Here is a 21,042-nt window from a genome sequence, read left to right as displayed (position 1 = left end):
TGCCAAAACTCAATCGTAAACTATGCCTATTCAGAAAGGATTTGTACACACTGTTTTCTTTTGGCTAAAAGAAAAAGAGAATGATGAACACAGAAAAGCTTTGCACGCTGGTGTTCTAAAATTAGCCGAGAATGAATTAATCCAAACGGCCTTTGTTGGGCAACCAGCAGATACTAATCGTGAGGTTATCGATTCATCTTATGATTTCTCCATCACTTTCATTTTTGAAAACAAGGCTGACCAAGACGCTTATCAGACCCATCCAAAGCATTTAGAATTTATAGATAACTGTGCCCAATACTGGTCAAAAGTACAGGTATATGATGCCGTAAGTTAATGATGATCAGAAACATACTTTCTTTCCTAACACTCCTGATTTGTTTTTCTTCGGCAGGTCAAAACATAATTTTTGACTCCAAGGGGCTGCTATTCCTAACAGATGCAGATATGTCTGCCTTTTCCATTATGGATGGTAAGCTCCGCAAAATGGAAGAAACCAAAGATGTCATATCTACCCTCGAATTTCCGCTTGATTATGGGGATCCGGGCCAAATTAAAAGCGACAAGGCGTCTAATTCCGTTTGGCGAGAGGCGAAAAATGTTTGTCTGAGCACAAATCAGAAGATCGCTTACATCCTTGAAACTAAAGGAGAAACGCCTTATGATATCAATGCTTACGATGACATTGAAGAGGAGTTTCCGGCAGGAAAGTATGTAACTGTTGTAGATATTTCAGATCTCAAAAAACCGAAATCTCTGTACCGTTTCCCGGCGGGCCGAAATCCTACAGCCATATCCATTGACAGTAAGAACCAATATTTAGCTATTGCCTCTGAGGAATATGGGAAAGAGATTCAGCTGTATGAATTAGACGAAGCAGGAAAACCTTTCAGAGTAGTCAAAAAGCCGACAGGCTTACCTCCGGGCAGAATTACCGATATCAAATGGCACTCGAGTGGAGACTATCTCGTTTACCTCAATAGAGATGAGGCCGACCTAGGGATCATCAGAGTTTTGAGAGATGGGCCAACCCAGCAAATTATACGTTTAGAGCTCTACGGAGATCCCGTAAAAATAGGAGGATTACCTGCAAAAGGAGAATTCACTCCAGACGAAAAATTCTTCATTGTTTTGGATCAGAAAAAGCCAAAAACAGAAATTGACAACGCTGAGAAGGGCGAGGTTTTTGTGGTTCGTCTAAATCTGGAGGATAGCGAGACCAATCACTATTTGCTTTCAAAAGCAGAAGTCGGAGTAAACCCTGCCAACTTCGATATACATCCTTCAGGTAATTATATCATCGTTAATAACCTTGAACACTCTTTCTTACCACCAGAGCATTTTATGGAAGGTGGAGAGTCTTCATTAAGCGTTTTAAGCCTTAATTTTCAGGGTTCACTAGAAAACGTACTGACTAAGAAAATAGATGGTATTTTACCGACCTCTGCGGTTTTTGATAAAGATGGACAGAATATCGCTGTTTCTATTTATCAATATCTAACCTTTGGCTACTCTTTTGGAGGAATAGAATTCTACAAGTTTAATACCAGCGAGAAAGAGCTGCTCCAGCTTCAAAAAGCCAAAATATATGTTCCTCGTGGTGTACATGCTTTGAAACCTATTTTTGAGTATTAAGTATTTATAAAATATTTTAATTATTTCAAGCTTTATTTATTAGATTTGGACGAATCACTCCGAAAAAGCTTAGAATATTAAATAAATGCCAGTAGATCCGCTCTTTGAATCCCATGAGTCTCTTGTAGATAGAAAAAAGAAACTCAGTTATACAAAAATACTCAGTCACTTATTTGAGAACGGAAGCGATTCCATTGCCAAACTGGCAAAACAGATACACACAAGTGTGCCTTCTGTTACAGCCATGCTTGAAGAACTCAAGCAAAATCAATGGGTATTAGAGAAAGGAGCGTCAAAGACAAAATCTGGCAGAAGACCAGTCAATTATGGTATTAACGGAGCCAAGAAAGTAGCCTTAGTTCTGGATGTCAACCTCTACCAGACCAACTTCATTTTTATCAATCTCCAAAATGAGTTTATTACCAAAACTACCTACGATATAAACCTGGAAGAACCAGGTTATATGAAGGACGTGATGAAGGAGATTGATCAATTGATCAAATTCAATGGTAAACCTTGGGCCATCGGAATCTCGGCACCGGGTTTAATTGAAGTGGCGACTGGAATAAACTTCACCCATAAAGGCCTTAATAAAGACAACAAGTCTCTTTCTGTAGTGCTGGAAGAGAAATATGACATTAATGTATTTAATATAAATGACACTCGTGCGTCACTATTAGGAGAGCATCATTACGGACTTGCCAAAGACAAGAAAAACGTTCTTCTGGTAAACCTAGACTGGGGCGTTGGGCTCGGCATATTGCATAATGGCCAGATAGTAGAGGGCTCATCAGGATTTGCCGGTGAACTCGGCCACGTTCAGGTATATCCTGATGGTGAACTATGTGCTTGCGGTAAAATAGGCTGCCTGGAAACCGTGGCATCTGCTTCTACCATTCTCAGAAAGGTAAAAGAAGGCCTGGCAGAAGGAAAAGCCACTTCACTATCAGAAAACTCAGAAGAACTAATATTAGAAGACATTATTAGTGCAGCCTTAAACGGTGATGAGTTTTCAATAGACGTCATTTATGAAGTCGGAAGAGAATTAGGAAAGGGTCTGGCTATGGCCGTTCATTTGTTTAATCCCGAGGCAATAATCATTGACGGAATACTAAAGAATGCCGGTGATTTAATCATTTCTACCATAAAACAATCCATCAATAAATATTGTCTGGTTCCGTTTAAACAACAATTAGAGGTAATGATTTCACCACTAGGTGATGACGCCAAGGTGTTTGGTACAAAAACCTTCATTTTCAAAAAAATGATGGAAACCTACGCCAACTAAAAGTGAAAGAAAAGCATTGAGAAAAGTCTATTTCGCTTAACTTTGTGAAACTTTTCAAACCCGATGCAATCACTGAGTACCCGACACTTATTGGGAATCAAAAACCTCCAGAGTTCTGATATTCAACTTATTCTGGAAACAGCAAAGGAATTTAAAGAGGTGATTAACCGACCTATCAAAAAGGTCCCTTCTTTGCGTGATATCACCATTGCCAATGTTTTCTTTGAGAATTCTACAAGAACCAGACTTTCTTTTGAGTTAGCAGAAAAAAGACTTTCAGCCGATGTCGTTAATTTTTCTTCGGCTTCCAGTTCTGTAAAAAAAGGGGAAACACTGCTTGATACGGTCAATAATATCCTATCTATGAAAGTGGATATGGTGGTGATGCGTCACTCAAGCCCGGGAGCTCCTGATTTTCTTTCAAAGCATATAGATGCCAATATCGTCAATGCAGGAGACGGCACTCATGAGCACCCTACTCAGGCTTTGCTAGATGCCTATTCCATGCAGGAAAAAGTAGGTGATCTGACAGGCAAAAAGGTAGCAATCATTGGAGACATTTTACACAGTAGAGTTGCTCTTTCTAATATTTATTGTCTGCAGAAACTGGGAGCTGAAGTGATGGTTTGTGGACCAAGCACGCTAATCCCAAAACACCTGTCATCTCTAGGTGTGAAAGTAGGACATAATGTGAAAGAAGCTCTGGCGTGGTGCGATATCGCCAACGTACTTCGTATTCAGTTAGAAAGACAACAAATAAAATATTTTCCTTCGCTACGAGAGTATTCGCTTTATTTTGGAATTAATAAAGCCATGTTAGATGAGCTTGATAAAGAGATTGTCTTGATGCACCCAGGCCCTATCAACCGTGGGGTGGAATTAAGCAGTGATGCCGCTGACTCTTCCCAAAGTATTATTCTCAATCAGGTAGAAAACGGTGTAGCTGTAAGAATGGCAGTACTTTACCTTTTGGCTCAGAAAAACTAATGAACTTCGCCAATTTTGAAAATATCGTTTCTGCTCTACAGCAACAGTTTCCGGAAGAAGCCTTTGAAGCCTATTATGCTGAGGTAAAGCAGCCCTACGTTCAATTGAACAAGGACTATTTGTTCAAGGTTTGTGAGTATTTGCATACTACACCAGAATTATACTTCGATTTTCTTAATTGTATCACAGCTTCAGACAATGGTCCTAATGACGGGACTTTGGAGTTAATATACCATTTAAGTTCTATTCCTCTTGAACATTCATTTATCATCAAAGTTGTATTGCCTAGAGGCACAGAAGATAATCTTCCTGAGGTAGATTCACTGGTATCCATCTGGAAAACTGCCGATTGGCACGAGCGTGAAGCGTATGATTTGGTAGGTGTTACTTTTAAAAACCATCCTGATCTACGCCGTGTTCTATTACCAGCTGACTGGAAAGGTCATCCTTTACGAAAGGATCATGAAGAACAGGAGAAATATCACGGGATCAAAATCAAGTATTGATGCAAAAAATAGGGATCATCTCTGACACACACAGTTATCTTGATCCTTCCGTTTTTGAGCATTTTGCAGACTGCGACCAAATATGGCATATTGGAGATATAGGTAATCCTGAAATATTAGATCAGTTAAAGAATTTTAAGCCTACTACGGCTGTTTATGGTAATATAGACCCTAAAGAACTTCAATGGAAATTACCTGAATATGAGGTAATAGACCTCGAAGATTTACGTTTTATACTTATACATATAGCTGGTAAACCGCCTAAGTATAATAAGCGACTAAGAGAGCTGATAAATGAGCACCAACCCAAGGTGATAGTTTGTGGGCACTCGCATCAGGAAACTGTAAAAAAAGACAGAGAAAATGGTCTTGTTTTCATGAATCCCGGAGCCGCTGGCAAACAGGGTTTTCATAAATACAGACACTTGATGAAAATAGAATTAGAGAAAGGAAAAATCACTAATTTGGAACTTGTTAAACTTGGAAAAAAATAACAAAATGCCCTCCAATAAACCACATCAGACATTTCTCAAAATCGGGCAAATCCTTGTGCTCATCATCGTGCCTTTTCTGAGCCTTCAGGCACAGTTAACTTCTGAAAAGAGGGTAAATTTTGAAATGAACACCAGTGGAAACGATGAGTTTAACGTTATCTCCTTCGGTGAAAAAGGGCTCATTGTCTTAAATACCAAGTCCAATAACTTTGGCAGAGATCTGGAAATCAACTTCCTAAAATTCAACACAGAACTGGAGAATACATGGAGAACCGCCTATGAACCAGGGTTTCTTTTCCGACTACTGCGATATTTTGAAACAGAAAACCATTTGTACTGTCTTTTTAGAGAAGACGATTCCAGAAACATCAATATTGTAAGAATAGACGTCAATACCGGCGATTATGTTTTGACCGAAACAAAACTCCTGACCAATATGGATATTGACCTTTTTAAGGTCATTAAGAGCAAAATTTTGATTGGTGGAAGGTATAATGACCGTCCGGTTGTAGAAATGATTAATCTATTTGCTCAAACGGGCAAAGTGCTTCCTGAAATTCACTCAAATAATATCAAACTCAATAATATTGAGGTTAATGAGCAGGAAGAACTGGTGTATGTCCTGCTTAAGAATACCCGAAACTGCAAAATGCATCTCAAAGTCTATGACTATGAGGGCAAAATAATAGGTAAAGAAACGTTAGGTGAAAAGAACAAACTTCCTTTAAGTGGCAAACTTATTAAAATACCACAAGGAGGCTTTATACTGGCTGGTAACTATGCCGATAACTGCTCAGACTATTCAGTTGGTTTTTACACGCACTCCTTATCAAGTAATGCAGAAACTAATTTCTATGATTTTGTGGAATTGAAAAATTTCTTGAGCTACATGCCTGAAAAGCGTCAAAACCGTGTGAAGAATAGAATTTTAAAGAAAAACTCAAAAGGCAAAGATTTCAAGCTACGTCAAAGACTGCTCATTCATGAACCTGTAGAAGATGTGGATGGTATGACCATTCTCGCTGAAGTATTCTACCCTGAGTATAAAAATTATAACACGGGGCTCTTTCCTCTTGGGCGTAACTACAGATGGGGTTCTAATAACTACTATTCTTTCAATAATTTCAGATACACCCATGCACTTATTCTGCATTTCAATAGTAAAGGCAAACTGGAATGGGATAATAGCGTTGCATTGAACGACCTACAGAGCAGAACGCTCGACTATAAAGTTCAATTATCTCGTGTGCAATCTGACAAATATGTGGTGGCATTCCCGGATGAGGAAATCGTAAAAACGACGATTGTAGACAGCGGTTCTAAAACCACCGATGATATCCCTGTTGCTCTAAAAGGGAATAATGATAGGATTCTGGAGACGTATCAAAGCGAACTTGCCTCCTGGTATGATCACAATTTTGTGGCTTATGGCATTCAGAGTGTGAAACAGAACGATGGTGTCTATTCGGTTGACATCTTTTACTTGAGTAAGCTAAGCTATCAATAAGAGCCACAGCTCAGAAAGGAGTTTTATTTAGCTGCAAAGTCCCTGTAAAGCTCTCCACCTTTGACGTTCTGATAATAAAGCGACCATGCCGACGTAAAACTGGTCTCCACCAGTGAATCCCCTATTTTCCTGTAGATTTTGGTGCTTAGTCCGAAGTGCCGTTCAAGTAAACTTGCCAGCTGAACAATGGTTAAAGAAGGGTCAATTTTAAACTCGGCCTTAACATCACTTATAGCATATGTAGATAGTTTAACCGTATCATATGGGCCAATCAAAAGACTGCCACGGCGATAAAGCTCAATATCCAGAAAAGGAAATGTCTTTCTGAACCTCTGCTTCAGTTCGCCCACCGTCATTTCAGCATCAATATCTATCTCCTCTTTACTCAATAGTCCTTACAGAAATTAATAATTCAAAAGTGATTTAATTACGTCTGGATAAATATGAGGGATGTCAGAATTGACTTATATCACAAAAGATGGGCTGGAATTAGACCATTTTATGACAAGTATCATATTTTTATGATCTACATAAGGTGAATTTGCACCAAGTCATTTTTCTTATGCCAGAAGGACATCAATTTGAAACCATATTTGAACATGCCAATGAGGCAATTGTTATCGCTGACGGAGAAGGCAAAATCAGCCGGATGAACCCTGCTGCCGAAATACTCTTTGGATACAGCAAGTTTGAACTCATTGGTAAGCGAATAGAAGCTTTAATCCCGAGTAGGTATAGAAAGGCTCATACTGGTCATGTTTCCAAATATCATAATGAACCCAGGCCAAGAGCCATGGGTGCTGGTTTTGACTTAAATGCTGTAAAAAAAGATGGCTCAGAGTTTCCGGTAGAAGTAAGTTTGAGCCCATGTAAGTTAGACAACCAAGATATGGTTGTGGCTTTTGTCATTGATATTTCTGAACGAAAAAAAGCCGAAGAACAAACCAAAAACTATCAATTTCAGCTGGAACGTGAGGTAGAAGACCGAACCCTCATCCTTAAAGAGGCAATTTCAAATTTGGAATCCACCAAAAAGAAATTGGATCAGTCGTTGACAAAGGAACGAGAGTTAAATCAACTCAAATCCCGATTTATATCCACGGCCTCTCACGAATTTAGAACCCCATTGGCCACGGTGCTTTCTTCGCTTTCATTGCTGGAAAAGTACTCCGAAATGAATGAGCCTCAAAAAGTAAAGAGGCATATCGACAGAATAAAAAAATCAGTAAGAAACCTAACTGAAATACTGGATGACATTCTCTCTGTCAATAAAATAGAAGAAGGTAAAATTATAATCAATGCCCATCAGTTTGATGTGATCTCATACCTCAAAGACATGGTAGCTGAGGTGAGAATTATTACCAAGAAAAATCAAAAAGTAAATCTGGATACATCTTCGTTTCAAAAATTAAGTATAACTCAGGATCCAAAATTATTAAGACATATAGTTCTTAATCTGCTGAGCAATGCCATCAAGTTTTCAGATGAAGGTAAAACTATAAGTCTTGATCTTACTGATACGCAGGACGATATTATCATTAAAATATCGGATCAGGGAATAGGAATTCCTGAGGAGGATATTCAAAACTTATTCACTCGATTCTTTAGAGCAGAAAACGCCGGACAAATCCAGGGAACAGGCCTCGGTTTATCTATTGTGAAACAATACGCAGAATTGCTTGGAGGCACTGTAGAGTGTCAAAGTCAACAAAATATAGGTACAACATTTATCGTAACACTTCCAAAAATACACTCGCATGAAAAAGATACTTCTCATAGAGGATAATATAGAAATCAGAGAAAACACTGCAGAAATCCTAGAGCTTGACGGCTACGAGGTAATTGTAGCTGAAAATGGAAAAGTGGGTGTAGAAAAAGCTCTTAATGATGCCCCTGATTTAATTATTTGTGACATCATGATGCCTGTTTTAGATGGCTATGGTGTGCTGCACTTGTTATCCAAAAACCCTCAAACGGAGGCAATCCCTTTTATTTTCCTTACGGCAAAGGCAGACAGAGGAGACCACAGGAAAGGCATGGAAATGGGTGCAGACGATTATATCACCAAGCCTTTTGAAGATGTAGAGCTTCTCAATGCAATTGAGAGTCGTTTTAAAAAACAGGGTCTGATAGACAAGAAGTATGAACACATGAAAGGCTTGGAGCAACTCGTGAGAGATGTAGGTGGCGAAGAAGACTTAAGAAAACTAAAAGAAAACAGAGAGGTAAGGTCTTATAAAAAGAAGTCAGAAATATACCGTGAGGGAGACCATCCTTTTTACCTTTTTTACATTGAAAAAGGTAGAGTTAAAACCTATAAAACCAATGAGGACGGTAAGGAACTCATAGTAGGACTTTACTCAACGGGAGATTATTTCGGCTATGCTAATCTGATGACTGAATCAATTTATGTGGATTCTGCCGCGGCCATAGAGGATTGTGAGATATCCTTAATACCAAAATCTGACTTTAATGACCTACTTTACAGAAATAAGCAGGTCTCTCAAAAATTCATTGGAATTCTCTCAAAGGAAATCACAGATAATGAGGAGCAACTTATCAAACTCGCCTATAATTCAGTAAGGAAACGCGTTTCTGAAGCTTTAATTAAGTTTTTTGAACATATTGATACGGCCGAAGCAAGCAAAGGTGTAAAGATCAGCAGGGAAGACATCTCTAATATTGCCGGTACATCATTGGAAACCGCAATAAGAACTCTTTCAGACTTCAAGGACGAAAAACTAATAGAAATCACCTCAGGAAAGATCAAAATTCTTGAGCTGGAGAAGCTCAAAAACTTAAGAAATTAGATTCGTAAGAATTACAAAATCCTGATAGGTCAACTGCTCGGCACGTTTATCCAATAAGGGGTGTTTAAAATCAACGCCTAAAGGCTTTAAGGCATTACTTAGCTTTTTACGGCGTTGATTAAAACCTGTTTTCACCACAGTAAAGAACTTTTTCTCATCACAGTCTAGCGTTTGATTCTGGTTTCTCACCAACCTTATTACTCCTGAGTCTACCTTTGGAGGAGGGTTAAACGCACGCGGAGGAACAGAAAACGCGTACTCGATATCATAATAGGCCTGTAAGAGAACACTGAGAATTCCGTAATCTTTATTTCCGGGTCCGGAGGCTATTCTTTTGGCTACTTCTTTCTGAAGCATACAAACCACCTCATTTACCTCATTTTTATCTTGAAGTACCTTGAAAAATATCTGAGAAGAAATGTTATATGGGAAGTTACCGATGATCGCCATCTGCTCACCTTCTTCCAAACCAAGTTTTTGAGAGGTCCAGAATTGCAGAAAATCTTCACTGAAAATTTTATCATGCAAAACCTCATAGTGCTCATTCAGGTACTCTACAGACTCCTTGTCCAGCTCCACCACATAGGTATCTAATTCTTCTCTTTGAATCAAAAACTGTGTAAGAACACCCATTCCCGGGCCTATTTCCAAAACTTTCTGGTAACGATCTTCAGGCTTGAGCAAATCAACAATCTTTTTTGCAATGCCTTCTTCTTTCAGGAAATGCTGCCCCAAATGTTTTTTTGCTCTTACCTTATTCATGAATTATCGTCAATTGAAAAGCCAAAAATAGCTATTAATTGTTAGTTTTAGGCGTTTTAAATGCTCCGCGACGTATGCCTCAAAAAAACACCATAGCACAGTTTGACCATCTTAAAGATCTCATTGATAATACCTCAGAGATTGTCATGATGCTTGATGCCAAACTGAATTTCATGTTTGTAAATAGAGCTTTCAGAGAAACGCTGGGATACTCTGAAGAGGAGTCGCTTCAGATGACATTTACAGATATCCTGCACCCACAGTTTGAATCAGATGTGATGGAAAAAATCACCGAAGTAAAGAATGGTGTCAAGCTTCCTGAGTTCATGATTGTGGTGCGTAATAACGAGAAAAAGCGACTGTATTTACAGGGGGAGATTTCGTGCCGCTTTGAAAACAATAAACCTGTCAATTTTAGATGTCTGTTCAGAGACATTACAATGCGTAGAAGGGCAGAAAGGGCACAGGATCTTTATTATTCTATTGCTCAGGCAAACCTGAATGCAAAAGACCTCAAAGACTTTCTTAAGAAGGTTCATGAAGAACTAAAGAAGAAGATTTATGCCAATAACTTCTTTGTAGCCGTCTATAATTCTGAAGAAGGAATGATTGAGTTCCCCTACCGAGTTGATGAAAATTATCAGACTCCAGAGGATGATAGAAGAAAAATAGGGAATGGAATTGTAGAATATGCCATGCTCCAAAACAAGCCACTTCTATTCTACAAAAATGAATTTGAACGGCTTGTTAAAAAAGAAAAACTGTTCTTATATGGGAAGAAGTCACCTGAGGTTCAGGTGATTGTTCCTCTAAGGGTTGAGAATCAATTTAATGGTGTAATTGGTATCAAATCATACTCTGATGCCACCAAATTTAGCAGTAGAAATCTGGAGCTACTCACCTTTATTTCGGGCCAGGTGGCTTTAGCCTTGGTAAGAAAGAAGTCTCAAGAAGAGCTTCTTCTGCAAACTGCCAGGTTAAATGCGGTTTTTGATAGTAGTTCACACCTTATCTGGACGGTAAATAACAGGCGTCAATTAAGCTCCTTTAATAAGAATTACTCTGACCTCATAGAAGCTAAACTAGGAGTGCCGCCAGAAATGAATGTTACCATTGAAAAGTATGGTTGGAAACTAATTTCTGCTGAGGACAGACCACTATTAAGAGAAAAATACAACTTGGCTTTTGAAGGTAAAGCCCAGCATTTTGAAATGCATTGGGGTACACCTGAGGACTGGTATGAATTCTACCTCAACCCCATCCTTTCTGAAGACAATGGACAAATAACTGAGGTATCGGGCATTGCCCGCAATATAACAGTCAGAAAAAATGCATCTATATCTATCTTAAAGAGTGAGCAGAAATTCAGAAACATCATTGAGTCTTTTATTGACATTTACTACCGAACCGACCTTGCCGGAAATGTCACCATGATCTCGCCTTCTGTAGAAGAACACACCGGATATAAGCTGGAAGAAGTCATGGGAAATAAGGTGGATAAGTTCTTTGAAAATGCTAACGATAGCTCAAAAAATATCAAAACTCTCCTCAAAACAGGCAGTATTACCAATTTTGAGGTTTCGGTCAGAAGAAAGGATGGCGAGTTGAGATCATTTATGCTAAACATCAGAATGATCAAAGACAAAAAGGGGATACCGATGGAAGTGGAAGGTATAGCCCGTGACATATCTGAACTTAAAAAGAGTGCTGAAGACCTTCAAAAAGCCAAAGAAGAGGCAGAACATTCATTGGCGGTAAAAGAACGCTTCCTGGCCAATATGAGCCATGAAATTCGTACACCAATGAACGGGGTCATTGGAATGCTTGATGTACTGAACGAAACACCTCTCCAAGAAGAGCAAAAAGACTACGTCAATACCATTCGAAAGTCTTCTCAAACACTTCTTACTATTCTGAATGACATCCTTGACTTATCAAAAATAGAAGCTGGAAAAATGGAGCTTCATCCGGTAATTTTTGATCTCACTGATGTTTTAGATACCCTTGTGGCCTTGTTCCAACAGAAGGCTTTTGAAAAGGGGAATAAGATCAGGACAGAAATTGCTCCTGAACTTGGCAAGTATTTCTTTGGAGATCAGACCAGACTATTACAAATCTTATCAAACCTGACTTCTAATGCTCTAAAATTCACTGAAAACGGAGAGGTTTTAGTAAAAACCAGCCTCCAACACAAGGATGGAGATCAGAACACCTTACTTTTCGAAATCATTGATCAGGGTATAGGTATAAGCGAAGAAGACCAGGCCAAACTTTTCAATGCATTCCAGCAATTGGATAATTCTACCAGTAAATCTTTTGGAGGTACAGGACTAGGTTTAGCAATCTCACGAGAGTTATGCCGTAAAATGTCGGGAGAAATGGGCGTCAAATCCAAAATTGGCGAAGGTAGCAACTTCTATTTCACTGTAGATCTGAAGGCTTCAGAGAAAGGTCCGGACAAAGAAAAACAAAAAGCAGGCGAAATAAGTCTGAATAACTACTTTGACTCAAGTACACCTAAACTATTATTGGTGGATGACAATGCGGTTAATAGGAAAGTCGCCTCTGAAATATTACAAAGAGCTGGATGCGTGGTAACTCAGGCAGACTCAGGCAAAAAAGCTATAGAAGAATATCAAAACGATCCTGACTTTGACCTGATACTTATGGATATTCAAATGCCTGAAATTGACGGCATAGAAACTACCAGACTTCTCAGAGAAAAGCATCAAGAGAATTTACCTCCGGTAGTGGCTATGACTGCTTACTCTATGCAAGACGATAGAGAGAAATTCCTCAATAGTGGTTTTGATGGCTACGTTTCCAAGCCCATAAGGGCCAAAACCTTGATTTTAACTGTGGAAGATATGACTTCCGGCCGGCCACAAAGGGTACTAGAGACGAAATCTGGAGGTGGCGAACTATTAAGTAGTGATATTCCAGCATTTGATATGGAAATCATTGGTGGACTTAAAGAAATGGTAGGTCAGGAGATGCTTCTGAGTGTTTTCGCTGATTTTGAAAAAGAAGCTACTGAGCAAATTGAAAATACTTCTGAAGCTTATAAAGCAAATGACGTGATCACCATACAAAAGGAGCTACATACCTTAAAAGGCAACTCCGGAACCATTGGTTTAATGAGAATTCATGAAATCGTAAAAGCTATAGAAGTTCCTGCCAAAACTGGAAATCTAGACGGTTTTACAGAAAAGTTTGAGATCCTTCAAAAGGAGTTTGAACACTTCACCAAAGAATATACGACTATCTAGTACCGATCAATAACATTTTGTAGTTTTGCGAAGCAATCTAATCAATTGATTGTCAGGACAAAGTGAATCTTAAAAAATGAAGACCATTCTCGAAAGAGTATTATGGCCATGTATACTATGGTGTCTCAGCCTATCGGCCAGTGGCCAATTGGCCTGCGAGATATCTTCATTAAACTCTTCAGAACATTCATTCCTTGAGGAAACCATCCGACATTCTCATTCAAAACAACTTAGACGTTCCTCTTATCAGATTGGCATTAATGCTGTTATCGTTCATAACGATAACGAATTAAGTGGCTTTGCAAATAATGAGGTGGTCAAACTAGTCAATCGTGCAAACGAGTACTTCAGCAATATTGGCTTGAGTTTTTATATCAAAGGAGGCTTTGTAAATCATATTCACTCAAGTGAATGGCAAGACTTATCGATAGATGAAGAAAAGGAGCTTCGAAAAAACTATGACAAAAGCGATGCTCTAAACATTTACTTTGTCAAAATCATTAGAAAAGCTGACGGCACTACCCTGAACGGTTATAGTAGTTTGCCAAGTTATTCAGCTAACAGTAATAGATTGATATACAGTTACCTAAACGGCACCGAAGAAGATTTTGAAATATTACTGAATAAAACATTTCTACACGAGCTAGGTCATTATTTTGGACTACTTCATACTTACCAGAATAGTGCGACAGAAGATATTGAAGAAAGAGAAGTCGTTAGTCGCGGAATTGGTGCCAATTGCTCTTTTACAGGTGATATGATCTGCGATACTCCTGCAGACCCTCAAGAGAGAATTCCGTCATTTAGGCCCGAAAACTGCTTAGAAGCTTATCCATCTGACATCAGAGATCGCTTTGGAATGAGTTTCAGGCCCTCATTTGACAATATCATGTCTTTTCATGTCTTGTGCGGTAATGTGTTTACTGAACAGCAATACGAACGCATGGAGGCCGCTTTGGCTATACGTTTATCACCAGCTGCGGAGTATACTATAGCAGAAAGTGACCCTAACTACATAGGCATTCGGTCTCTAAATAAAGAGGTTTATTGTGCAGGTGATACTGTGAAAGTTCTCTTTGAAGATCATGGCTTATTTAAAGAGAGTAATAAGTTTTTAGTCGAACTTTCTAATTCCATGGGTTCCTCGTTTCAAGTGGTAAACCAAAGCTGGATAGATGGTAAACAGATCAGTTTTATACTTCAGAAGGACGTAGAGGAAGGTCAAGCTTACCGAGTACGACTTTCGGCCACTGAACCTGCAGCTATAGGGTTTCCTTCAAATCATTTCACTATCAAAAGTAAAGGCGAAATAAAGCTGGAGGCACTAGACTCACAGGTACAAATTGGTCAAACAGCCCGACTAAAAGTGTCAATGAAAGGTAGCGGCCCATGGAACTTTACTCTTTCAAATGGTCAGCGATACCAAAACATAATTCAACCAAACCTTACCCTAGGGGTAAAAACAGATAGTAGTACGGCATTTTTTATAAAGACTGCGTCGCAAAACTGCCAATTAGACATAAATAATAATGTCGCTTTTGTAGTAGTGATTCAGCCATCCATAAATATTGGGATACAAAAAGACGAAATATGCGAAGGAGGCCAGGCCAATCTAACTGTTTCAGGACTAGATCCTTTTAGTTTGAGCGAGTACAAAATCAAAATTTCTTCTGATTTACAAGATTATCTGATTCAGCCTCGACTATCAAGTTCGTCATTTGTTTTCCAAATGCCCGATGAAATTAAAGGAGGAAGTAATGTAAAATTGAAGGTAATAGGAGAGAAAGTTGAAGATTATTCCCTTCCTCTAGCAGTAAAGGTAGCATCTAAACCAGCTCAGCCATCGGTTATTTCTCCCGTTGTTTATTGTTTTAATGAGAGTTCTAAAGCTCTTGAAGCCTTTGGTAAAGACCTCAAATGGTACATTGGAGAGAAAGACCTATTCTATGATAAAGAGATAATTCCTGAAACATCAGAAAGTGGCATTAACCATTTTTTCGTTTCTCAAACTAACGACTCAGGATGCGAGAGTCTAAAAAGTAAAATTGAGGTTGAAGTACTTCCTCCGGTAACGGGAAATATTTCAGGGGAAACATCAATAATATCTGGCGACTCAGCCAGATTAAAAATCAATTTGACTGGTTCTGCTCCGTGGTTGATCTCATTGAATGATGGCACTCAAATTGAAACTTTTGAAGAGCAGTTTGACTATTATGTAAAACCATCGAACTCAACCATATACTCCATTACCAAGCTGAATAATTCTTGTGGTGAAGGTTTTGCCTCAGGGAATGTAGAAGTACAGGTTTTTAAACCTCTCAGCTCAAAATCTTTTGTTAAGAATTTGAGCATCTACCCTAACCCGACCTCTCAATTCGTCAAAATAACTGGGCTAAAAACTGGGGAGCATTCATTTAGGCTCTTGAACTCTAAAGGAGTGGTCAATTACACTTCAATAGAATCTGTCGATACCCCTGAGCTTCTATTAAGGCTTCCAGAAGACTTAAATAGTGGTGTTTATTTCCTGAATATTGACGGAATACATCATCAAAAATTGGTTATTCACCAATAAAAAAAGAGCCACTTGGGCTCTTATTCTATTATTCTATACCTATTGATTAATCCAAAGGTGGAATTCTAAGTACTTGACCTGGATAGATTTTATCTGGGTCAGAAAGCATTGGCTTGTTAGCTTCAAAAATAACCATGTACTTGTTGGCATCTCCGTAATACTTTTTTGCAATTTTAGAAAGCCAATCACCAGACTCCACGGTATGGAATTGAGCTTCAGGCTTAGGATCAGCAACTTCCAGTTGGTTATCAACAGAAGCTACACCTTCTACGTTTCCTACAGCGATAGCTATTTTTTCAGCATCTTCCTGCTGGGCTACTTCTCCTTGAAGGATTACATTTTCCTCAGCCACTTTGATAGTTAACTTCTTAAAAGGAAGGCCAAGACCCTGAACGTGTGATAATAATGCCTGAGCTTTAATTTCAGGTTTTTCTTCTGTTGAAGGGAAGATTTTTTCTCCTACTCCCTTCAAAAACGACATTAATCCCATAGTGTGATTTGTTATTTATTTAGGTTTACTTAATCGTTACAAAAATAACAATTTTGGGCACTTTTGAAAGCAAATCGCACAATTTCAGCCCTTGATTTTCGTCATATCTTTGAAATAGTTGATGTTTAACAATTGCTTAACTTTAAGCAGCTTAAATCAGCTATTCTTTAACCTTAAACAGAACCTAAATGAGTACACTAAAACGATATTTGAGCATACTATTATGCTTCTCCTTTATGGCATCATTTGCCCAAAATGATGAGGCCGGAATTCGAGCCGCAGTTAATGACTTCTTAGACGGCGGAACCAACGGCAATGTAAGTCAATTCACCGGAGCTTTTGTAAATGATGCTGTACAAAGGTCAATCGGAAGAAACGGCAATGTCATCGGAATGAGCGTTGAAAGTCTCGCGTCTAAATTAAAGCCTGGCCAGACTATGGACAGACAAACAGAAATTGTGTCTATAACTTACTCTGGCATTGCTGGAGTAGCGGTTACGGAAACAATATACCCATCGTCTAAAATCATCGATTACCTGAACTTACTTAAAATTGGTAATGAATGGAAAATTGTAACCAGAGTATACTCCAGAATAGAAAAAGACGAGAATGTTCTATCCTCGTCTTCTCAAATGAACTCCAACCCTGCACCTTCTAATTCGCCTGCTCCGGCTCCTAAGAAAAAGAAACCTGAAGTGGTGATAGATGATGGTTGGTAATTACTCGACTAATTTTAGTAAATAAGATCCGTAGCCAGACTTCACCAGAGGTTTGGCTATTTCTTTTAGCTGTTCTTTTGAAATAAAACCCATTCTGTAGGCCACTTCCTCGATACAGCCAATTTTTAAGCCCTGTCTTTCCTCAATCACCTGAACAAACTGACCGGCCTGCATTAAAGAGGCAAAAGTACCGGTATCTAACCAAGCTGTTCCTCTGTTCATTACACCTACACTTAGTTTACCTTCCTGAAGATAAACCTTATTTACATCAGTAATCTCTAGTTCACCTCTAGGAGATGGCTCAATATTCTTTGCAATCTCTACCACTCTGTTATCATAGAAATATAAACCAGGGACAGCATAATTACTTTTAGGCTTGTCCGGCTTTTCTTCAATACTAAGAGCATTAAATTCCTGATCAAACTCCACTACCCCATATCTCTCAGGATCATGGACAGGGTAAGCGAAAACAGTACCTCCATCCGGATTTGCACATGACTGAAGCAAATTGCTAAGACCAGAGCCATAAAAAATATTATCTCCTAAAATTAAAGCTACGCTGTCATCACCAATGAATTCTTCTCCAATAATGAATGCCTGTGCCAGCCCATCCGGACTTGGCTGTTCGGCATATGAAAGCTTACAGCCAATTTGCGAGCCATCGCCCAATAGCTTTTCAAAATTAGGCAGGTCATGAGGGGTAGAAATGATCAATATTTCATTGATCCCCGATAACATTAAAATTGACAATGGATAGTAGATCATTGGCTTGTCATACACTGGCATAAGCTGCTTACTAACAGCTAGTGTTAATGGATGCAACCTAGTCCCTGATCCTCCTGCTAATATTATTCCTTTCATTATTTCTGTGGTTTAGTTTTGTTTAATTAAGAATACATCTCTTCATAATATTTCTGATAATCTCCAGAGGTAATATGTTCTATCCAGTCCCAGTTATTCAAATACCAGTCCACCGTTTTTTCTAAACCTTCTTCGAAAGTAACAGATGGCTCCCATCCTAGCTTACTCATAAGCTTACTTGCGTCAATAGCATAGCGTAAATCATGACCAGCTCTATCTTTTACAAAGGTTATAAGCTCTCTAGATTCACCTTGTTTCTGACCTAGCTTTTTATCCATTACATCACATAACAGGTGAACAAGATCAATATTTGTCCACTCATTATTACCACCAATGTTATAAGTCTCGCCATTCTCAGCTTTGTGATAAATCAAATCGATGGCCCTGGCATGATCAAGCACATACAACCAATCTCTTATATTTTCTCCTTTACCATAAACAGGCAGAGGTTTCTTATTTTTAATATTATTGATCATCAACGGAATCAGCTTTTCGGGAAAGTGATTTGGGCCGTAATTATTCGAACAATTTGATAAAACAACAGGCATACCATAGGTGCTATTGTAAGCTCTTACAAAATGATCAGAACTAGCCTTTGATGCGGAATAAGGTGACCTGGGATCGTAAGAAGTATCTTCAAGGAAAAACTCTTTAGGATCATGTAACTCACCGTAAACTTCATCAGTGGAAACATGATAGAAACGCTTTCCATCGTAATTCCCATTCCATGATTTCTTAGCAGCCATAAGAAGGTTTACCGTTCCAATAACATTAGTCATTACAAATGCTAGAGGATCTGTAATAGATCGATCAACATGAGATTCTGCCGCCAGATGAATTACCCCATCAAAACTATATTTACCAAATAAACCATCAAGAAAAGATGCATCTACAATATCCCCTTTCTCAAAATTATAGTTGGGACGATCTTCAATATCTTTAAGATTCTCCAGGTTACCCGCATAAGTCAGCTTATCCAGGTTAACGATAGTATAGTTAGGGTATTTGGTAACGAATAAACGCACCACATGACTTCCTATAAAACCTGCACCTCCAGTAATTAATATTGTTTTACTCATTTTCTTTCAGCTAATTTTTGTTCCCATCTCCAAGCATCTTTTAATGCTTCCTCAAGAGACTTCTGGGTTTTCCAATTTAGTAATTTGTTTGCCTTTGAGACATCCCCATAAATTTTGACTGTATCGCCAGACCTTCTCGGGCCTATTTTATAATTCAATTTTAAGTCATTAACCTTTTCAAAGGTTTGGACAAGTTCAAGAACAGAATAGCCTTCACCAGTGCCTACATTAAATTCATCATAAAACGAATCTGACTTACCATTTAAATAATCAAAAGCAGCTAAGTGAGCTTTGGCAAGATCTACTACATGAATAAAATCTCTAATGTTAGTTCCATCTTTGGTATCATAATCATCACCAAAAATTGTCAGCTGTTCTCTTACACCCGCTGCCGTCTGAGTGATGTAAGGAACCAAGTTACTAGGCACACCATTAGGTAACTCCCCTATTTCAGCGGACTCATGAGCACCAATCGGATTGAAATACCTCAAGGCAATGAATTGATAATTCATTCCTGCCTTCACTACATCTCTTAAAATGTCTTCAGCAATACTCTTCGTATTACCATAAGGTGAATTTGCAGGCTTTCTAGGAGTTAGTTCTGAAACAGGAACCTCATCTGGTTCTCCATAAACCGTGCAAGAAGAAGAAAAGACAAGTTTCTCAACTTTGAACTCACCCATTACTTGAATCAACTTGATGAGAGAACCAATATTCAGGTCGTAGTACTTTAGTGGATTTTCTACTGATTCTCCTACAGCCTTGGCTGCTGCAAAGTGAATTACTCCATCAATTGAATTTTCTGCGAAGACTGACCTTAAAAACTCCTCGGAGTTACAGTTCCCTTCGTAGAACTTAACTTCTTCTCCAAGAATTTTATGAAGCCCTTTAAGTACTGAAGCTTCAGAATTACTAAAGTCATCAATTATGATAGGTGTGTGGCCGGCATTATGGAGTTCAACTACCGTGTGAGAACCAATAAATCCGGCACCGCCGGTAACTAAAATATTCATGGATTTCAGAATTTTAGCAAAAATAGAAAACCTACTTAGATATACCATTTAAAGCCAAACAAAAGGAGGAAATATTGATTTTGAGGATTGCAAATCTTTGATACTTCATACCACAAAGTTTTTTGCCAGGCTGTAATTAGTTCTTAACTTGAGTTTATCGAATCGTGAAATAATGGAACCCAACGAAATAAAAGCACTTGTTTCTTTATTGGATGATCATGACGAAGAGGTAAGTCTTCATGTGGAGAAAGAAATCAAAAGTTTAGGAGACAAGGCTATTCCTTTTCTAGAGAATCATTGGGAAAACAGCCCATTAAATCCTCCTTTACAAAGAAAGCTGGAAGAGCTCATTCATGAACTACAATTCAATGATTTCAGAGGTGGTTTAATTGACTGGAAGGAAAACAGAGTTCATGATTTATTGGAAGGTATGTGGCATATTGCTCGGTATCAGCACCCAGAGTTAGAATTTCAGGCTGTACAGAAAGACATCAATCAAATCTATTTTGATAGCTGGCTACAATTAAGAGATGACCTCCACCCTATTGATATCGTCAAGGCTTTAAACCATGTTTTCTTCGATAAACATCAGTTTACGGCCAATACCAAAAACTTTCATTCTCCATCTAATAGTTTGATTAATCAGGTTCTGGAATCTAAAAGAGGCAATCCTATTTCATTATGTGTGATTTACCTGTTAATCGCTCAAAGGTTAGGCTTACCGATTTATGGAGTCAATCTCCCGAGCTTATTCATATTGACCTATAAATCAGAACAGACTCAATTTTATATCAATGTCTTTAACAAAGGATTGATATTTCAACGGAAGGATATTGATACCTATCTCAAACAAATGAAGTTGGAGCAGAAAGAAACCTTCTATGAGCCGTGTACAAATCTAGAAATTATCAGACGTTCTCTCCTGAATTTGATGTACTCTTTTAAGAAGAATGCTGAAAACGAAAAAGTGGATGAACTAAGATATATTTATGAGAGACTGGAAATATAAAAGCCCCTTGAGTTCAAACTCAAAGGGCTTTCATTTCATCA

19 protein-coding genes are annotated in these 21,042 nt (G+C 38.5%); 13 read left to right on the top strand and 6 right to left on the bottom strand.

Translation table 11 applies throughout. The features are described from left to right. The first annotated feature begins 22 nt into the window (after positions 1–22). The 7 genes from ACUXV0_RS17625 (at position 23) to ACUXV0_RS17595 (ending at position 6,417) form a co-directional block, all read left to right on the top strand. Positions 23–337 (top strand): Dabb family protein, encoded by a 315-nt coding sequence (locus tag ACUXV0_RS17625; RefSeq protein ID WP_446190898.1) that lies wholly within the window; start codon positions 23–25, stop codon positions 335–337. Continuing rightward, positions 337–1,635, top strand: a complete 1,299-nt coding sequence (locus ACUXV0_RS17620; RefSeq protein WP_446190897.1) for a hypothetical protein — start codon at positions 337–339, stop codon at positions 1,633–1,635. Before ACUXV0_RS17625 ends, ACUXV0_RS17620 begins: the two co-directional genes overlap by 1 nt. A gap of 85 nt (positions 1,636–1,720) precedes the next feature. Further along, positions 1,721–2,923 (top strand): ROK family transcriptional regulator, encoded by a 1,203-nt coding sequence (locus tag ACUXV0_RS17615; RefSeq protein ID WP_446190896.1) that lies wholly within the window; start codon positions 1,721–1,723, stop codon positions 2,921–2,923. A 63-nt stretch (positions 2,924–2,986) separates the two neighbouring features. Further along, positions 2,987–3,910 carry an aspartate carbamoyltransferase catalytic subunit gene (locus tag ACUXV0_RS17610; RefSeq protein ID WP_446190895.1) on the top strand — a complete coding sequence of 308 codons (924 nt, stop codon included), beginning with the start codon at positions 2,987–2,989 and terminating at the stop codon, positions 3,908–3,910. Beyond that, the gene (locus ACUXV0_RS17605; protein WP_446190894.1) at positions 3,910–4,416 is read left to right on the top strand and encodes an NADH-quinone oxidoreductase subunit C; all 507 of its coding nucleotides are present in this window, start codon (positions 3,910–3,912) and stop codon (positions 4,414–4,416) included. Before ACUXV0_RS17610 ends, ACUXV0_RS17605 begins: the two co-directional genes overlap by 1 nt. Then, complete coding sequence (locus tag ACUXV0_RS17600; protein ID WP_446190893.1) at positions 4,416–4,910, top strand: metallophosphoesterase family protein; 495 nt, start codon at positions 4,416–4,418, stop codon at positions 4,908–4,910. The genes ACUXV0_RS17605 and ACUXV0_RS17600 overlap by 1 nt, the downstream gene beginning before the upstream one ends. Before the next feature lie 4 nt (positions 4,911–4,914). After that, the gene (locus ACUXV0_RS17595) at positions 4,915–6,417 is read left to right on the top strand and encodes a hypothetical protein (protein ID WP_446190892.1); all 1,503 of its coding nucleotides are present in this window, start codon (positions 4,915–4,917) and stop codon (positions 6,415–6,417) included. Between the two features lie 23 nt (positions 6,418–6,440). Here ACUXV0_RS17595 and ACUXV0_RS17590 read toward each other — a convergent pair whose 3' ends face one another. Then, positions 6,441–6,806 (bottom strand): hypothetical protein, encoded by a 366-nt coding sequence (locus tag ACUXV0_RS17590; RefSeq protein ID WP_446190891.1) that lies wholly within the window; start codon positions 6,804–6,806, stop codon positions 6,441–6,443. 173 nt (positions 6,807–6,979) lie between these two features. Between ACUXV0_RS17590 and ACUXV0_RS17585 the strand changes: the two genes are divergently transcribed. After that, positions 6,980–8,203 (top strand): PAS domain-containing sensor histidine kinase, encoded by a 1,224-nt coding sequence (locus tag ACUXV0_RS17585; RefSeq protein ID WP_446190890.1) that lies wholly within the window; start codon positions 6,980–6,982, stop codon positions 8,201–8,203. After that, positions 8,175–9,227 (top strand): response regulator, encoded by a 1,053-nt coding sequence (locus ACUXV0_RS17580; RefSeq protein ID WP_446190889.1) that lies wholly within the window; start codon positions 8,175–8,177, stop codon positions 9,225–9,227. The genes ACUXV0_RS17585 and ACUXV0_RS17580 overlap by 29 nt, the downstream gene beginning before the upstream one ends. Here the strand turns inward: ACUXV0_RS17580 and rsmA are convergent. After that, positions 9,216–9,989 carry a 16S rRNA (adenine(1518)-N(6)/adenine(1519)-N(6))-dimethyltransferase RsmA gene (gene rsmA / locus ACUXV0_RS17575; RefSeq protein ID WP_446190888.1) on the bottom strand — a complete coding sequence of 258 codons (774 nt, stop codon included), beginning with the start codon at positions 9,987–9,989 and terminating at the stop codon, positions 9,216–9,218. The genes ACUXV0_RS17580 and rsmA overlap by 12 nt on opposite strands. 74 nt (positions 9,990–10,063) lie before the next feature. Here rsmA and ACUXV0_RS17570 point away from each other — a divergent pair, with 74 nt between their 5' ends. After that, the gene (locus ACUXV0_RS17570) at positions 10,064–13,258 is read left to right on the top strand and encodes a PAS domain S-box protein (protein WP_446190887.1); all 3,195 of its coding nucleotides are present in this window, start codon (positions 10,064–10,066) and stop codon (positions 13,256–13,258) included. A gap of 76 nt (positions 13,259–13,334) precedes the next feature. Beyond that, positions 13,335–15,830, top strand: coding sequence for a zinc-dependent metalloprotease (locus tag ACUXV0_RS17565; RefSeq protein WP_446190886.1), 2,496 nt, complete (start codon positions 13,335–13,337; stop codon positions 15,828–15,830). Positions 15,831–15,876: 46 nt separating this feature from the next. Here the strand turns inward: ACUXV0_RS17565 and lysM are convergent, their stop codons facing one another. Continuing rightward, the gene (gene lysM, locus ACUXV0_RS17560; protein WP_446190885.1) at positions 15,877–16,320 is read right to left on the bottom strand and encodes a peptidoglycan-binding protein LysM; all 444 of its coding nucleotides are present in this window, start codon (positions 16,318–16,320) and stop codon (positions 15,877–15,879) included. 188 nt (positions 16,321–16,508) lie between these two features. Here lysM and ACUXV0_RS17555 point away from each other — a divergent pair, with 188 nt between their 5' ends. Beyond that, positions 16,509–17,039: a nuclear transport factor 2 family protein gene (locus ACUXV0_RS17555; protein ID WP_446190884.1), complete on the top strand. Its 531-nt coding sequence runs from the start codon at positions 16,509–16,511 to the stop codon at positions 17,037–17,039. Here ACUXV0_RS17555 and rfbA read toward each other — a convergent pair whose 3' ends face one another. Genes rfbA through galE form a run of 3 tightly spaced genes read right to left on the bottom strand, consistent with a single transcriptional unit; the run spans position 17,040 to position 19,992 of the window. Next, positions 17,040–17,900: a glucose-1-phosphate thymidylyltransferase RfbA gene (rfbA, locus tag ACUXV0_RS17550; protein ID WP_446190883.1), complete on the bottom strand. Its 861-nt coding sequence runs from the start codon at positions 17,898–17,900 to the stop codon at positions 17,040–17,042. Between the two features lie 26 nt (positions 17,901–17,926). Continuing rightward, positions 17,927–18,979 (bottom strand): dTDP-glucose 4,6-dehydratase, encoded by a 1,053-nt coding sequence (gene rfbB / locus ACUXV0_RS17545; RefSeq protein ID WP_446190882.1) that lies wholly within the window; start codon positions 18,977–18,979, stop codon positions 17,927–17,929. Next, the gene (galE, locus tag ACUXV0_RS17540; protein ID WP_446190881.1) at positions 18,976–19,992 is read right to left on the bottom strand and encodes a UDP-glucose 4-epimerase GalE; all 1,017 of its coding nucleotides are present in this window, start codon (positions 19,990–19,992) and stop codon (positions 18,976–18,978) included. The genes rfbB and galE overlap by 4 nt, the downstream gene beginning before the upstream one ends. Before the next feature lie 172 nt (positions 19,993–20,164). Here galE and ACUXV0_RS17535 point away from each other — a divergent pair, with 172 nt between their 5' ends. Beyond that, positions 20,165–21,001: a transglutaminase-like domain-containing protein gene (locus ACUXV0_RS17535; RefSeq protein ID WP_446190880.1), complete on the top strand. Its 837-nt coding sequence runs from the start codon at positions 20,165–20,167 to the stop codon at positions 20,999–21,001. Positions 21,002–21,042 lie beyond the last annotated feature (41 nt).

Source organism: Jiulongibacter sp. NS-SX5, assembly GCF_052828545.1.
This window is presented reverse-complemented; position numbering and strand designations above follow the sequence as displayed.

Bases quoted from the DNA above. Each gene is read 5' to 3' on its own strand.
- ACUXV0_RS17625 (WP_446190898.1), top strand. From the start codon at position 23: ATGCCTATTCAGAAAGGATTTGTACACACTGTTTTCTTTTGGCTAAAA.
- ACUXV0_RS17620 (WP_446190897.1), top strand. From the start codon at position 337: ATGATGATCAGAAACATACTTTCTTTCCTAACACTCCTGATTTGTTTT.
- ACUXV0_RS17615 (WP_446190896.1), top strand. From the start codon at position 1,721: ATGCCAGTAGATCCGCTCTTTGAATCCCATGAGTCTCTTGTAGATAGA.
- ACUXV0_RS17610 (WP_446190895.1), top strand. From the start codon at position 2,987: ATGCAATCACTGAGTACCCGACACTTATTGGGAATCAAAAACCTCCAG.
- ACUXV0_RS17605 (WP_446190894.1), top strand. From the start codon at position 3,910: ATGAACTTCGCCAATTTTGAAAATATCGTTTCTGCTCTACAGCAACAG.
- ACUXV0_RS17600 (WP_446190893.1), top strand. From the start codon at position 4,416: ATGCAAAAAATAGGGATCATCTCTGACACACACAGTTATCTTGATCCT.
- ACUXV0_RS17595 (WP_446190892.1), top strand. From the start codon at position 4,915: ATGCCCTCCAATAAACCACATCAGACATTTCTCAAAATCGGGCAAATC.
- ACUXV0_RS17585 (WP_446190890.1), top strand. From the start codon at position 6,980: ATGCCAGAAGGACATCAATTTGAAACCATATTTGAACATGCCAATGAG.
- ACUXV0_RS17580 (WP_446190889.1), top strand. From the start codon at position 8,175: ATGAAAAAGATACTTCTCATAGAGGATAATATAGAAATCAGAGAAAAC.
- rsmA (WP_446190888.1), bottom strand. From the start codon at position 9,989: ATGAATAAGGTAAGAGCAAAAAAACATTTGGGGCAGCATTTCCTGAAA.
- ACUXV0_RS17570 (WP_446190887.1), top strand. From the start codon at position 10,064: ATGCCTCAAAAAAACACCATAGCACAGTTTGACCATCTTAAAGATCTC.
- ACUXV0_RS17565 (WP_446190886.1), top strand. From the start codon at position 13,335: ATGAAGACCATTCTCGAAAGAGTATTATGGCCATGTATACTATGGTGT.
- lysM (WP_446190885.1), bottom strand. From the start codon at position 16,320: ATGGGATTAATGTCGTTTTTGAAGGGAGTAGGAGAAAAAATCTTCCCT.
- ACUXV0_RS17555 (WP_446190884.1), top strand. From the start codon at position 16,509: ATGAGTACACTAAAACGATATTTGAGCATACTATTATGCTTCTCCTTT.
- rfbA (WP_446190883.1), bottom strand. From the start codon at position 17,900: ATGAAAGGAATAATATTAGCAGGAGGATCAGGGACTAGGTTGCATCCA.
- rfbB (WP_446190882.1), bottom strand. From the start codon at position 18,979: ATGAGTAAAACAATATTAATTACTGGAGGTGCAGGTTTTATAGGAAGT.
- galE (WP_446190881.1), bottom strand. From the start codon at position 19,992: ATGAATATTTTAGTTACCGGCGGTGCCGGATTTATTGGTTCTCACACG.
- ACUXV0_RS17535 (WP_446190880.1), top strand. From the start codon at position 20,165: ATGGAACCCAACGAAATAAAAGCACTTGTTTCTTTATTGGATGATCAT.